This window comes from Bacillus sp. 1735sda2, from assembly GCF_024159245.1.
In the GTDB taxonomy this organism is placed as follows: domain Bacteria; phylum Bacillota; class Bacilli; order Bacillales; family Bacillaceae; genus Bacillus; species Bacillus pumilus_O.
This window is the reverse complement of record NZ_JAMYWZ010000001.1, coordinates 3,173,590-3,187,623: the sequence shown is the minus strand read 5'-3', so window position 1 is coordinate 3,187,623 and position 14,034 is coordinate 3,173,590. Positions and strand designations below refer to the sequence as shown.

Here is a 14,034-nt window from a genome sequence, read left to right as displayed (position 1 = left end):
ATTCAGATTGTGGTATCTTCAATATAGATTGAAAGAAAAGACTGGAGGGGTATTGAATGAGCACACCAAAAGATTTACGTTATTCAGAAGAACATGAATGGGTCAAAGTAGAAGGGGAAAAGGTGCGTATCGGTATTACGCATTTTGCTCAATCTGAGCTAGGCGATATCGTGTTCGTTGAGCTTCCTGAAGTAGGAGACAAAATTACAGCGGACGAGCCTTTCGGAAGTGTAGAATCAGTGAAAACAGTTTCTGAGCTTTACGCACCGATCAACGGTACAATTGTTGAAGTGAACGATGAGCTGGATGACAGCCCTGAATTCGTCAACGACTCTCCATACGAAAAAGCATGGATGATCGTGGTAGAGCCAGCTGATACATCTGAAATTGAGAACTTGATGACTGCTGAGCAATATGAAGAAATGACAAAAGAAGACTAATTCACGTGAAATTGGACACTCTACCTTTATGGGGGGTGTCCAATTTGTCTTTTCAAAAAGAACAGGTGGATATAACAGATCATGTCACTGGACGATTCAAAGAAAGCGGCATGGTGCTGTATCATCAAAATGAAGAGATTGGCACGATGATTAGTGAAAACCAATATGAGTTAAAATCAGGTTATTCCTATGATCAAAATCGTTTTTATCGTCTGACGGATACATTGACCCACGGGACAGAAAAATATGTAGACTGTGATGATGAAAATGGCTGGTGCTAATCACAGATGAGGCTGCAGTGAGCATAAGCTGCAGTCTTTTTAGTGCAAGTGCCCAATCTTTACAACCTTGATGAAAGATTGTAATCTAAGGGAGAACTGAACAACGTCAAAAGGGCCGGGTGATCGTGATGAATGTAGAGGTAGAAAAGGTCATCATAGTAGAAGGTAAAACAGACAAACAAAAGCTAAAAGAAGTCATAAGTGAACCTGTTACCATCATTTGCACCAATGGCACGATCAGTACATCGAAGCTGGATCAGCTCGTAGACGAATTATTGGGGAAAGACGTTTACATATTAGCAGACAGTGACGATGCAGGCGACAAACTGCGGAAGCAATTTCGAAAAGAATTCCCTGAAGCGCTTCATCTTTTTGTCGACAGAACGTACCGTGAAGTGGCCGCTTCACCGTCAGCCCACATTGCATCTATCCTATTAGCTGCAAACATTGATGTTCATTCGAAATATTTATGAGGGTGGACGTATATGAAAGAGATTGAAGAACATGATTTCAAGGAAATAAAGGACGATTTATTTCTTTTATACTTATATACACCGTTTTGCGGGACATGCCAGCTGGCAAAGAAAATGCTCGCTGTCGTAGACACCATGCAGCCGGATGTACCTTTTTACGAAAATAACTTAAACTACTCACCAGGCTTTGCGAAGGCTTTTGAGATCGAAAGCGTTCCTTGCTTTCTACTGTTTAAAAAAGGCGAACTGGTGCAAAAAGGCTATGCCTTTCACTCTGTTCCATATCTTCATGAAATGATTGAAACCGCTAAATAAAGCGGTTTTTTGTCATATTTCAAGCAATTCATCTGAAAATTTGTCGAGTTATTTATAAAGGACAAGGGAATGTTTGTAGAGAAATGTTATGTATAACCAAATGACAGGGAGGTTATACATGTGGAAAAAGTGAAAACCCATGGTAACAAAGGGCAGCGCTTATTGCTAAAACCGCTGCTCTCATCATCATCCTTGAAGATTACATTTGAGGCGGAAACTGACTCTTGTACATTGATTGTGGATGAGCGTGGTGAAGTGAAGAAACTACCTGCAATTGAGTTATCGGATCTTATCTTTTATGGTGAGAGAAAAGAAATACTACAATTATTAGATGGAGATATGTCCTTACAGCAGTTAATTAGCAGGGGACAAGTGAAAGTAAAAGGGTCATTCCGCGCGCTCCTAAGACTAGAGGCGGTGCTCTGGCTGACGAACGGTTTTTTTCGAAAAATGATAACGTAGTCGTTTACTAGGAAATTAGCGATTTACAGCGTTGACATATCTCGGGTAGCATGATATTCTACGTTAGTAAAAACATGAACATCACATAAAACAACATATTTTCTCTTATTAAGAGAGGTGGAGGGACGTGCCCTATGAAACCCGGCAACCGTCAGCATAGCTGAAATTGGTGCCAATTCACTCAAAGCCGCAATGCTTTGAAAGATGAGAGAAAGGCGTATTGAACATAAAAGGCCTTTCTGCTTGCATTGCAGTTAGGTCTTTTTTACTGACCTCAAGCCAGGCGCGGAGCATGGCATCAGGAAGAATAAATAATGTTTGTGATGGCAACCTATAGATTCAGCAAGAAAGCAGGTGAACAGACTGTGATCCATTTACAGAATGTATCAAAAACGTATCATTCAAAAAGCGGAAATGTTGATGCCGTGAAAGACGTCAACTTGGATATTGGTAAAGGTGAAATATTCGGAATTATTGGGTATAGCGGTGCCGGAAAAAGCTCGCTGATTCGCCTATTAAACGGTCTGGAGCTGCCAACAGAAGGAATTGTTGAAGTGGCAGGCAACCGGATCAATGAAGTATCGAATGCGAAACTTCGGAAAGCAAGACAAGAAATCAGCATGATTTTCCAGCACTTTAACCTACTTTGGTCAAGAACAGTGAGACAAAATATTATGTTCCCACTTGAGATCGCAGGTGTACCGACATCGAAACGGAGAGAGCGTGCGAATGAACTGATTAAATTAGTCGGTTTAGAAGGAAAAGAAAATGCGTATCCGTCTCAGCTTAGCGGCGGACAAAAACAGCGTGTGGGGATTGCGAGAGCATTAGCAAATGATCCAAAGGTTCTTCTTTGTGACGAAGCAACGTCAGCGCTTGATCCGCAAACAACGGATTCTATCCTTGATCTTTTAGCAGATATCAATAAACGACTTGGGCTGACGATTGTGCTGATTACACACGAAATGCATGTCATTCGCAAAATTTGTCATCGCGTGGCGGTGATGGAGAATGGACGCATTGTCGAAGAAGGCGAAGTATTACGCGTTTTCAGACAGCCGAAGGAAGAAATGACGAAGCGATTCGTCCAGCAGCTTGCTGAACCAGAGGAAGCGAAAGAAACAATCGAACACGTCTTAGAGCGCGTAAAAGAAGGTCAGGTCGTACGGTTGTCCTTTATTGGTGATTCTGCCGAGCAGCCGCTCATCACTGAAATCATTCGATCCTTCAAGGTCGATGTAAATATCCTTCAAGGGAAGATTTCTCAAACGCAGGAAGGCGCGTTTGGAACACTCTTTATCCATATTAATGGAGAAGAGACTGAGGTAGAAAAAGCCATCGCCTATATCCAAAGCAAACAGGTTGAAATTGAGGTGATGACACATGTTTGAGAAATGGTTTCCGAACGTTGATTTAGAAGTCATTTGGAATGCAACGGGTGAAACGGTTTATATGACACTCATTTCATTGGCGTTTGCCTTTGTGATCGGAATTATTCTTGGACTCCTGCTTTTCCTTACTGGAAAAGGTGGTCTTTGGGAAAATAAACCGATCAATGCTGTCATCGGTGCAGTCGTCAACATTTTCAGATCGATTCCTTTTATCATTTTAATTATTCTTTTATTAGGGTTCACGAAATTCTTAATGCATACAATTCTAGGTCCAAATGCAGCACTGCCTGCCCTTGTCATTGGGTCAGCTCCATTCTATGCACGTCTTGTCGAAATTGCGCTGCGTGAGGTAGACAAAGGAGTCATTGAAGCAGCACGCTCAATGGGAGCGAAAACGTCGACCATCATATTCAAAGTATTGCTGCCAGAATCATTGCCAGCCCTCATTTCAGGTATTACCGTAACAGCGATTGCTTTAATTGGCTCAACTGCGATTGCAGGTGCAATTGGAGCAGGTGGACTTGGTGACCTTGCCTATGTGGAAGGATACCAATCTGGTAATACAGATGTCACACTTTTTGCCACTGTGTTTATTCTCATCATCGTCTTTATTATTCAAATAATCGGTGATTTGATTACAAATAAAATTGATAAACGATAAGGGAGGATTTATTTATGAAGAAATTGATTTTAAGTGCACTATTTCTAGCATTTGCAGGCATTTTGGCTGCATGCGGTTCATCTAATAACGCAAGTGATAGCAAAACCATTACGGTTGCCGCTTCAAAAACACCACATGCCGAAATTCTTGAAGAAGCAAAACCACTTCTAAAAGAAAAAGGCTACGATCTCAAAGTGAAAGTACTTAGTGATTATAAAATGTACAACAAAGCGTTAGCTGAAAAAGAAGTGGATGCAAACTTTTTCCAACATATCCCTTACTTAAATGAAGAAAATAAATCAAACAAAGATTACGACCTAGTGAGTGCAGGTGCGGTTCACCTTGAGCCATTCGGTATCTACTCTAAGAAATACAAATCAGTAAAAGATATTCCAAACGGTGGCACGATCATCATGACAAACAACGTAGCTGAGCAAGGACGTATGCTTGCCCTGCTTCAACATGCTGGTGTCATCAAACTCGATCCAAAGGTTGATACAATCAACGCTACTGTAAAGAACATCAAAGAAAATCCAAAGAACCTAAAGTTCAAAAAAATCGCTCCTGAACTAACAGCGAAAGCTTATGAAAACAGTGAAGGCGATGCTGTGTTTATCAACGTTAACTATGCGATCCAAAATAAATTGAATCCGAAAAACGATTCAATCGAACTTGAGCAAACAAAGAACAACCCATATGCAAACATTGTGGCGGTTCGCAAAGGTGAAGAAAAATCAGATAAGATCAAGACTTTAATGGAAGTTCTTCACTCTGATAAAATCAAAGAATTCATCGATAAAAAATATGACGGTGCTGTACTACCGGTATCTGAATAACGATGTGTTAACCTCGCTTTCGTCAAAGCGAGGTTTCAGCGTGTAGACAAACCCTCGCATTCGGTGTCAGTCCTGCGTGCTGGTGCTCACGAATGTCGGATTCGCTCCGCTCCAGTACTCGTCCTTCCTACACTGCAAAGGTTTTCTATCACGCTGAAAGGAAGACAAAGGTCTAAAATTAAGTTCATTTTAGACCTTTGTCAACAATCTGTAACCTCGCTTTCGTCAAAGCGAGGTTTTTTGTGTATTTTTTCAAATCTCGCTCATAATAAAAATGTACAAATGACCTGAAGGGATGGAATAGAAAATGAATGAACAGCATATGAGCGGATCCATGCAGCAGTCACTGACTGATTATAAAACGGCAATGGGTGAATTTCAGAAGAAAATGCCGGTGTTTGGGAAGAAATTCAATGAATTCACGGAGCAATGTTTTCAGAGCGATTCATTGACGCAAAAGGAAAAACAAATGATTGCCCTTGGCATCAGTATTCATGCACAGGATGAATACTGCATGATTTATCATACAAAGGGAGCGCTCGACCAAGGCGCAACAGAAGAAAATTTGCTAGAGGTTGTCAGCGTAGCAGCGGCATTTGGCGGCGGGGCAGCACTGAGCCAAGGGATTACTGTCGTTCAGCAATGTATTGACGAATTTGGAGGACAGACGCATTAAGGGAAGGATAAGATGGTATTTATCCATCTCAGGGAGTTGAGTCGTTCTCAGCCGATGGTGTGAGAAAATATGCCAGCATAGCGCACTATATCCCTTTTGAGTGAAGCCGCATGACTTTGATACAATGAAGCTACACTCAAAGAAGGGAATGGTTTATTATTTGTTCGGACCATAGTACACTGGGATTGGATTATACCGCCGAGATGGAAAAGGCCATGCATAAGGCTCATGGCATGAGCTATGCAGAGTACGAAAGAGACCATGACTTACGGATGAAAGTGGAATATAAACGAGAGCAGTCCTATCGAGATGAGAAAAGGCAGCTCGCAAAAATGAATATACAAGGCTATTAAATAGCTAAGGGACGGGGAGAACAGTTTCCCGTCCTTTCTTTATGAAAACAGTCTTTTCGACATAAATCCTTTTATCTACCGGCTTTTTTTGTTAGAATTTTGAGAGCATCCTCTCACGCTTATCGTGAATGTGTTGTATTCACTTTTAATTTGTTATAAAATTAGAATGAGAATAAATTGAGAATAATGATTATTTTGGAGGTATCGATATATGACTGCTTCGACATTAACAATTAAGGACTTGCACGTTGAGATTGAAGGGAAAGAAATCTTAAAGGGTGTAAACCTCGAGATAAAAGGTGGAGAATTCCACGCAGTAATGGGGCCAAATGGTACAGGTAAATCAACTTTATCTGCTGCCATTATGGGTCACCCTAAATATGAAGTAACAAAAGGCAGCATTTTGCTTGATGGCGAAGATGTACTTGAAATGGAAGTAGATGAGCGCGCTCAAGCAGGTCTTTTCCTTGCGATGCAATACCCATCTGAAATTAGTGGTGTGACAAATGCGGACTTCCTTCGTTCTGCTATTAACGCTCGCAGAGAAGAAGGCGATGAAATTTCTCTCATGAAATTCATTCGCAAAATGGACGAAAACATGGAGTTCCTTGAAATGGACCCTGACATGGCGCAACGCTACCTAAACGAAGGTTTCTCAGGCGGGGAGAAAAAACGCAATGAAATCCTTCAATTAATGATGATTGAACCAAAAATTGCGATCCTTGACGAAATCGATTCTGGTCTTGATATCGATGCGTTGAAAGTGGTTTCTAAAGGAATTAACAGAATGCGCGGCGAAAGCTTCGGCTGCTTAATGATCACTCACTATCAGCGTCTACTGAACTACATCACACCAGATCACGTTCATGTCATGATGCAAGGACGTATCGTGAAATCTGGCGGACCAGAGCTTGCACAACGTCTAGAAGCAGAAGGCTATGACTGGATTAAAAAAGAGTTAGGAATTGAAGACGAAACTGTTGGTCAAGAAGCGTAAGCGTTAGGAGGATTATTGATGACATTAGAAACGAAATTATCAGTAGATCAAGATTATGTCAAAAGCTTCTCCGAGAAGCATCAGGAACCGGCATGGATGAGTTCCCTTCGCTTACAGGCTCTTGAAAAAGCAGAAGACCTTCCAATGCCAAAGCCTGACAAAACGAATATTTCTAAATGGAATTTAACCAATTTCAAACAGCATACAGTCGAAAGTGCACCATTTGGATCATTAGAAGAGCTTCCTGAAGAAGTGAAATCTCTTATTGATTTAGAGGACACGGATAAGACAGTTTACATTCAGCGTGATCAAACGCCAGCATACTTGTCTCTTTCAACAGAAGCGAAAGACAAAGGCGTGATCTTCACTGATCTTCATACAGCGCTTCGTGAACATGGCGATCTAGTGAAGAAATACTTCATGACTGATGCAGTGAAAGTAGATGAGCATAAACTAACAGCTTTACATGCTGCTTTAGTGAATGGTGGAGCTTTCCTCTATGTACCGAAAAATGTAGAACTTGAAGCGCCAATTCAAGCCGTCTACCTACATGAAAACGACGACACGACTTTGTTCAACCATGTCATCGTTGTAGCAGACGATCATAGTGCAGTGACTTATGTAGAAAACTACATCAGTACAGTAAAACCTGAAGAAGCCATCTTTAATATCGTGTCCGAAGTGTTCACGGGTGCTAATGCTCGCGTCACTTACGGTGCAGTAGATAACCTTTCAGAAGGTGTCACAGTTTATGTGAATAGACGCGGTATGGCAAGTGGCCGTGACAGTAAAATCGAATGGGCGCTTGGCTTAATGAATGATGGAGACGTCGTGTCTGAAAACATCACAAAGCTTATGGGCGACGGGACATTCGGTGATACAAAATCAGTTGTTGTCGGCCGCGGGAATCAAACGGAAAACTTTACAACAAGCATCATCCACTTCGGGAAAAACTCTGAAGGGTATATCTTGAAGCATGGTGTCATGAAGGATCAAGCATCCTCTATCTTTAACGGAATCGGTAAAATCGAGCATGGCGCAACGAAGTCAAATGCTGAGCAGGAATCACGTGTTCTCATGCTGAGTGAGAAAGCACGCGGTGACGCAAACCCAATTCTATTAATTGATGAAGATGACGTAACAGCAGGGCATGCTGCTTCTGTTGGACGTGTCGATCCAATTCAACTGTATTACCTTATGAGCCGTGGGATTTCCAAAGAAGATGCAGAAAGACTTGTGATTTATGGCTTCTTAAATCCAGTCGTCAAAGAACTGCCGATTGAAGGAGTTAAAAAGCAGCTTGTTTCTGTGATTGAAAGGAAAGTAAAATAATGAATATCAAAGACGTTCGTGAGCAATTTCCAATCCTTCATCAGCAAGTGAACGGACATGATTTGGTGTATTTGGACAGTGCAGCGACTTCTCAAAAACCAAGAGTGGTCATTGATGCAATGAATGAGTATTACCGGTCTTACAACTCGAACGTCCACAGGGGTGTTCATACCCTTGGCACAAGAGCAACGGACGCATACGAGGGTGCGAGAGAGAAAGTTCGTGCATTCATCCGTGCTTCATCTGTCCAGGAGATTATTTTTACGAGAGGTACAACAACTGCACTAAACACAGTGGCGATCAGCTATGCTAGAGCAAACCTCAAAGAAGGCGATGAGATTGTCATTACGCACATGGAGCACCATGCGAATATCATCCCTTGGCAGCAAGCAGCAAAAGCAACTGGCGCCACATTGAAATACATTCCGTTACAGGAAGACGGCACGCTATCGCTTGAAGATGTGAAGCAAACGATCACACATCAAACGAAAATCGTCGCTGTCACACATGTTTCAAACGTATTAGGAACCATCAACCCGATTAAAGACATCGCAAAAATTGCCCACGATCACGGTGCTATTCTCGTTGTCGATGGTGCGCAGAGCACCCCGCACATGCAAATTGATGTTCAGGATCTAGATTGTGACTTTTTCGCATTCTCTGGGCATAAAATGTGTGGACCGACTGGCATCGGTGTACTTTACGGGAAGAAGGACCTTTTGAATAATATGGAGCCTGCTGAGTTTGGCGGTGAAATGATCGACTTTGTGGATCTGTATGATTCTACTTGGAAAGAGCTTCCGTGGAAATTTGAAGCGGGTACACCGATTATTGCCGGAGCAGTTGGACTCGGAAAAGCGATTGATTTCTTAAATGACATTGGTATGGAGGAAGTCAGCCGTTACGAGCATCAGCTTGCCACTTATGCGCTTGAACGCTTTAAGGAGCTTGATGGTGCGACTGTTTATGGACCGCAGCACCGAGCTGGGCTTGTGACGTTTAATTTAGATGATGTCCATCCGCATGATGCGTCTACTGTTCTGGATACGGAAGGTGTCGCCATTCGTGCAGGACACCATTGTGCACAGCCGCTCATGAAATGGCTTGGTGTATCAGCGACTGCAAGAGCAAGCTTCTATCTGTATAATACAGAAGAAGAGATTGACAAACTGATTGCAGCGCTCCGTAAGACAAAGGAGTATTTTACGAATGTCTTTTAATGTAAACTTAGACACACTGTACAGACAAGTGATTATGGATCATTATAAAAATCCGAGAAACAAAGGTGTGTTAAACGACAGCATTGTCGTCGATATGAACAACCCAACGTGTGGTGACCGCATTCGTCTCACGATGAAAATCGAAGACGAAAAAGTCACCGATGCGAAATTTGAAGGAGAAGGATGCTCGATTTCGATGGCATCTGCCTCTATGATGACGCAGGCGATTAAAGGGAAAGATATTGAAACAGCTTTGAAAATGTCTCAGATTTTCTCCGATATGATGCTAGGAAAAGAATACGACGATTCCATTGATCTTGGTGACATTGAGGCGCTGCAAGGAGTGGCAAAATTCCCTGCCCGCATTAAATGTGCAACATTATCATGGAAGGCGCTTGAAAAAGGCGCATCTGCCGAAGATAACGGCAAATCATAAGATTGGAGTGAAAATGGATGGCTAAAAAAATGCCAGATGTTGGTGAATATAAATACGGCTTTTCTGATAAAGACGTTTCCATTTTCCGTTCAGAGCGCGGACTAACAAAAGAGATCGTTGAAGAAATTTCTCGTATGAAAGAAGAGCCCGAGTGGATGCTCGACTTCCGTTTGAAATCTCTTGAGCACTTTTACAACATGCCGATGCCACAATGGGGCGGAGATTTAAATGCATTAAACTTTGATGAAATTACGTACTACGTAAAGCCATCAGAGCGTTCTGAGCGTTCTTGGGATGAAGTACCAGAAGAAATCAAACAAACCTTTGATAAGCTTGGGATCCCAGAAGCAGAGCAAAAGTACTTAGCAGGTGTATCTGCTCAGTATGAATCTGAAGTTGTGTATCATAACATGAAGCAAGACCTTGAAGATCTAGGCATTGTGTTTAAAGATACAGACAGCGCATTAAAAGAAAACGAAGACATCTTCCGTGAGCACTGGGCAAAAGTCATTCCTCCGACTGACAACAAATTTGCTGCGCTTAACTCGGCTGTATGGTCTGGTGGTTCATTTATCTACGTACCAAAAGGGGTAAAAGTAGATACTCCACTTCAAGCATACTTCCGTATCAACTCTGAGAACATGGGTCAGTTCGAGCGTACACTGATCATTGTTGATGAAGGCGCACATGTGCATTACGTAGAAGGCTGTACAGCACCAGTTTACACAACAAACTCACTTCACAGTGCGGTTGTTGAAATCATCGTGAAAAAAGGCGGCTACTGCCGTTATACAACGATTCAAAACTGGGCAAACAACGTCTTCAACCTTGTGACGAAACGTACAGTATGTGAAGAAAATGCAACGATGGAATGGATTGATGGAAACATCGGTTCTAAGCTGACAATGAAATACCCAGCCGTCATCCTAAAAGGTGAAGGCGCACGTGGTATGACATTAAGTATTGCCCTAGCAGGTAAAGGTCAGCACCAAGATGCAGGTGCAAAAATGATTCACCTTGCACCAAACACATCTTCAACGATCGTATCGAAATCGATTTCCAAACAAGGTGGTAAAGTCACATACCGCGGAATCGTTCACTTCGGACGTAAAGCAGAGGGTGCACGCTCAAACATCGAGTGTGACACACTCATCATGGATAACAAATCAACATCTGATACGATCCCTTACAATGAAATCTTAAACGACAACATTTCATTAGAGCACGAAGCGAAGGTATCAAAAGTATCAGAAGAGCAGCTATTCTACTTGATGAGCCGCGGAATTTCTGAAGAAGAAGCAACAGAAATGATCGTCATGGGCTTCATCGAGCCATTCACAAAAGAACTACCAATGGAATACGCCGTTGAAATGAACCGTTTGATTAAGTTCGAGATGGAAGGTTCAATCGGCTAATAATAAAAGACCAAAAACGTGATATCAAACGTTTTTGGTCTTTTTGTTTTTGAAAAAATACAACTTACATCCCGCTAGGTGAGTAAAACGCATCTAAGGCTTTAGACAAATCGTCAGCTGCAGATGTCAAGATCGTTTCTTCTTCTAAAATCGCTGTTCCTTGTGCTCGGACAATATGAAATTGTTGAAAGCCCATCAAGTTTTGGAATATTTCTTTTAGGTAGTAATGTGAAAATTCCAGAGGTGTGTATCGATCGTGATTTGTGAAAATTGAGCCGCTTGCTTGAAGCAAAAGTACACGATAATCATCAGTCATCAGACCAACTGAACCACTTTCTGTATATTTAAACGTTTCTCTAGCAATAAAAATATTATCTATATAATCTTTCATACGTGACGTCACATTAAAATTATGAACAGGTGATACAATCACGATTCGATGATGTGCTTTGAATTGAGCCAATAAAGTAGAAGAAGCAGCAGCGATTTTTTCTTCGGTAGCTGTTAATGTTTGTTCAGATGCTTGCTTATCCCAAATACGTAGCAGCTGGTCTTTTTCGATACGAGGAATTTCAGTTTCATGTAAATGTAAAATTGTCGGTTCTTCATGAGGGAATCTTTCTTTAAACTGTTCTAAAAACAATGTTTGCAGTTTGTTTGAATAACTTTCTTGATGAGTGAAATCAGGGTGCGCGTTAATGATTAATGTTTGCATATACATGCTCCTTTTCTTTTGATAAACTGAGTATAAAACATAAAGGTGACAAAACATGTCACCTTTTTTCAGAAGGAAAATCAAATGAAAAAATCTGAACGATTAAACCAAGAGCTTATTTTTTTAAGTGATAAGTACTCATTTCAATTAAAGGATTTAGAAACCGAATTTGGCATTTCGAAACGTACGGCTTTGCGAGATATGGAAGAGCTAGAGTCCATGGGTTTAGCTTTTTATGTTCAACCTGGCAGACATGGAGGATATCGACTGGTGAATCAATCTCCATTAGTTCCTATTTATTTCAATACCGATGAAGTCCAAGCTATTTTTTTCGCTCTTAAAGCTCTAGATCTAGTGTCAGCCACACCATTTAAAAAGTCCTACTCACAAATTCGGCAAAAGCTGTATGCCACAATGTCTGATGAGAGAAAACAAACGATTACGGAGACTTTGGAAGTGATTCATTACTATAATGTCGCACCAGTTAGTGAACAAAATCATTTGGAATTGATTTTACAGGCGATGATGGAAGATCAAATCGTGAAGATGACGTACACTCAATATGAAAATAAAAGGATCAGGCTGCAATTTCTTGAGTTATTTTATCGAAATGGGATTTGGTTCACCAAAGCATATGATGTTCAAAATAAAAAGTGGGGCATCTATAGATGTGACTTTATGAAGGACTTGATCATTGAAGAAGAAGGCAGTGACACCTTTACAAAGGAAGAATTAAAAGCAATGCAGGTGGAGTACGAAAAAACTTATCATGATATCTCATTTAAATGTCGATTAACGGAACAAGGAAAAGAAAAGTTCTTGAAGAATCATTATCCAAATATGAGATTGGAGATCTTTGATGATACTCCTTATATTATGGGAGGTTATAACGAAGAAGAATTATCGTATATGACTCATTATTTGATCACATTTGGGAAACATGTGAAAATTGAATACCCAGATGAATTAAAAGAGAGTTATTTGACACAATTGCAAGAAATGATGGATCAGTATTGAAAGAGAACGGATTGTCTCTGAATCACAAAAAACTCTTCATATTAAAAAAGGCGAATTGTAGCCATTCGCCTTTTTTCTTTACTTCGCCGCATGAAATGTATTTGTTTTCGATTGGTCAGTGACCTTCCCATACGTCAACTGACGCCAAATAAATTCCATCGGTCCATACTTAAACCGTTTTAACCAAAACGTACTGAAAAGCACAAGGAAGACATACACGCCAATAGCCATGAAGAACGTACCAGCCGGCTGAAGATGATCGACAAGCCCCGCTCCATACTTTAGAAATAGCAGAGTTCCAATGATCGAGTGAAGCAAATAACAGGTCAGGGACATCCGTCCGACTTTTGTAAAGACCATCAAAGCACCTCGCAGCTGTGGAACGTGCAGAAACAGCATCGCAAGTGTACTCATATAAAACATACTGCCAGTTAGTCCTCCGTTTTGTTCCAGAGCAGTGGCAATGTTCACCCAGAGTGTATTTTCAAAAGGATTGACCGCTGCTATGATCGTACTGCTTTGAGTAATGAGAAAAGCAATTGTACAGATGATCCAAATGCGATTCCAAATCGCTTTTTTCGCCTCCATGTGTTTGAAAAACGACATTCGATCACCAATCTATGCTAAATAAGTCCGACTGTTGTGGCTGATTAATTCAAAATCAGCAAAGTCCGGTTTGCCTGATGATCCTGAACTGACGATATTGAGCAGCATCGTGAAAAAGGGCATGAGCAATTGAACCACAAAGAGTGCGATCAACTAGTTTAGGCTTCATCAAGCCATTCACAAAAGAACTGCCAATGGAATATACCGTCGTTGATTAAGTTCGAGAAGAAAGGCGTTATTTTATGGTTAAAGCACTATTGAAAAAGATGAACTATTATAGTTCGCCTTATCTCTACTAGTAAAAGAATATAATTTTAATGTAAAATTATTGTTTATCATGTAAAATAAAACTAGTCAGGGAGAAATTCATATGCTTAAAGGACTGGTTTTATATTTTTTCATCAGTCT

Annotated in this window: 17 protein-coding genes, 1 pseudogene and 1 riboswitch; of the genes and pseudogenes, 16 read left to right on the top strand and 2 right to left on the bottom strand. The window is 41.0% G+C overall.

All coding sequences use genetic code 11. The annotated features are described in order from the left end of the window. The first annotated feature begins 56 nt into the window (after positions 1–56). The 15 genes from gcvH (at position 57) to sufB (ending at position 11,288) form a co-directional block, all read left to right on the top strand. Positions 57–440 carry a glycine cleavage system protein GcvH gene (gene gcvH / locus NKR21_RS16775; RefSeq protein ID WP_012011193.1) on the top strand — a complete coding sequence of 128 codons (384 nt, stop codon included), beginning with the start codon at positions 57–59 and terminating at the stop codon, positions 438–440. A gap of 44 nt (positions 441–484) precedes the next feature. Then, positions 485–721: a YusG family protein gene (locus NKR21_RS16770; RefSeq protein ID WP_034659913.1), complete on the top strand. Its 237-nt coding sequence runs from the start codon at positions 485–487 to the stop codon at positions 719–721. A gap of 128 nt (positions 722–849) precedes the next feature. Then, entirely contained in the window at positions 850–1,194 is a 345-nt protein-coding gene (locus tag NKR21_RS16765; protein ID WP_034660691.1) for a toprim domain-containing protein, read from the top strand. Between the two features lie 12 nt (positions 1,195–1,206). Next, the gene (locus NKR21_RS16760) at positions 1,207–1,509 is read left to right on the top strand and encodes a thioredoxin family protein (protein ID WP_012011190.1); all 303 of its coding nucleotides are present in this window, start codon (positions 1,207–1,209) and stop codon (positions 1,507–1,509) included. A gap of 120 nt (positions 1,510–1,629) precedes the next feature. After that, positions 1,630–1,971, top strand: a complete 342-nt coding sequence (locus NKR21_RS16755) for an SCP2 sterol-binding domain-containing protein (RefSeq protein ID WP_012011189.1) — start codon at positions 1,630–1,632, stop codon at positions 1,969–1,971. A gap of 102 nt (positions 1,972–2,073) precedes the next feature. Continuing rightward, positions 2,074–2,182, top strand: a riboswitch (SAM riboswitch). 154 nt (positions 2,183–2,336) lie between these two features. Next, positions 2,337–3,362 carry a methionine ABC transporter ATP-binding protein gene (locus NKR21_RS16750; protein ID WP_012011187.1) on the top strand — a complete coding sequence of 342 codons (1,026 nt, stop codon included), beginning with the start codon at positions 2,337–2,339 and terminating at the stop codon, positions 3,360–3,362. Continuing rightward, positions 3,355–4,023, top strand: a complete 669-nt coding sequence (locus tag NKR21_RS16745; protein WP_012011186.1) for a methionine ABC transporter permease — start codon at positions 3,355–3,357, stop codon at positions 4,021–4,023. Before NKR21_RS16750 ends, NKR21_RS16745 begins: the two co-directional genes overlap by 8 nt. Positions 4,024–4,037: 14 nt before the next feature. Further along, positions 4,038–4,859 carry a methionine ABC transporter substrate-binding lipoprotein MetQ gene (gene metQ / locus NKR21_RS16740; protein WP_012011185.1) on the top strand — a complete coding sequence of 274 codons (822 nt, stop codon included), beginning with the start codon at positions 4,038–4,040 and terminating at the stop codon, positions 4,857–4,859. A 307-nt stretch (positions 4,860–5,166) separates the two neighbouring features. After that, positions 5,167–5,535 carry a carboxymuconolactone decarboxylase family protein gene (locus NKR21_RS16735; RefSeq protein ID WP_003212803.1) on the top strand — a complete coding sequence of 123 codons (369 nt, stop codon included), beginning with the start codon at positions 5,167–5,169 and terminating at the stop codon, positions 5,533–5,535. 215 nt (positions 5,536–5,750) lie between these two features. Further along, positions 5,751–5,888, top strand: a complete 138-nt coding sequence (locus tag NKR21_RS16730; RefSeq protein WP_162835676.1) for a YuzK family famiily protein — start codon at positions 5,751–5,753, stop codon at positions 5,886–5,888. Between the two features lie 211 nt (positions 5,889–6,099). Continuing rightward, the gene (gene sufC, locus NKR21_RS16725; protein WP_003213654.1) at positions 6,100–6,885 is read left to right on the top strand and encodes a Fe-S cluster assembly ATPase SufC; all 786 of its coding nucleotides are present in this window, start codon (positions 6,100–6,102) and stop codon (positions 6,883–6,885) included. An 18-nt stretch (positions 6,886–6,903) separates the two neighbouring features. Next, the gene (gene sufD, locus NKR21_RS16720; RefSeq protein WP_144457143.1) at positions 6,904–8,217 is read left to right on the top strand and encodes a Fe-S cluster assembly protein SufD; all 1,314 of its coding nucleotides are present in this window, start codon (positions 6,904–6,906) and stop codon (positions 8,215–8,217) included. Next, positions 8,217–9,437 (top strand): cysteine desulfurase, encoded by a 1,221-nt coding sequence (locus tag NKR21_RS16715; RefSeq protein ID WP_012011182.1) that lies wholly within the window; start codon positions 8,217–8,219, stop codon positions 9,435–9,437. Before sufD ends, NKR21_RS16715 begins: the two co-directional genes overlap by 1 nt. Then, positions 9,427–9,873, top strand: coding sequence for a Fe-S cluster assembly sulfur transfer protein SufU (sufU, locus tag NKR21_RS16710; RefSeq protein ID WP_012011181.1), 447 nt, complete (start codon positions 9,427–9,429; stop codon positions 9,871–9,873). The genes NKR21_RS16715 and sufU overlap by 11 nt, the downstream gene beginning before the upstream one ends. A 17-nt stretch (positions 9,874–9,890) precedes the next feature. Next, on the top strand, positions 9,891–11,288 hold the full coding sequence (gene sufB / locus NKR21_RS16705; RefSeq protein ID WP_088001775.1) for a Fe-S cluster assembly protein SufB: 1,398 nt from the start codon (positions 9,891–9,893) through the stop codon (positions 11,286–11,288). 64 nt (positions 11,289–11,352) lie between these two features. Here sufB and NKR21_RS16700 read toward each other — a convergent pair whose 3' ends face one another. Then, positions 11,353–12,003 carry an FMN-dependent NADH-azoreductase gene (locus NKR21_RS16700; protein WP_012011180.1) on the bottom strand — a complete coding sequence of 217 codons (651 nt, stop codon included), beginning with the start codon at positions 12,001–12,003 and terminating at the stop codon, positions 11,353–11,355. Positions 12,004–12,087: 84 nt separating this feature from the next. On the opposite strand from NKR21_RS16700, the gene NKR21_RS16695 reads away from it, so the two are divergent. Then, positions 12,088–13,020: a helix-turn-helix transcriptional regulator gene (locus tag NKR21_RS16695; RefSeq protein ID WP_012011179.1), complete on the top strand. Its 933-nt coding sequence runs from the start codon at positions 12,088–12,090 to the stop codon at positions 13,018–13,020. 78 nt (positions 13,021–13,098) lie between these two features. Here NKR21_RS16695 and NKR21_RS16690 read toward each other — a convergent pair. Then, positions 13,099–13,779 (bottom strand): annotated as a pseudogene (locus NKR21_RS16690) (DUF418 domain-containing protein); the annotation flags it as partial. Positions 13,780–14,034 lie beyond the last annotated feature (255 nt).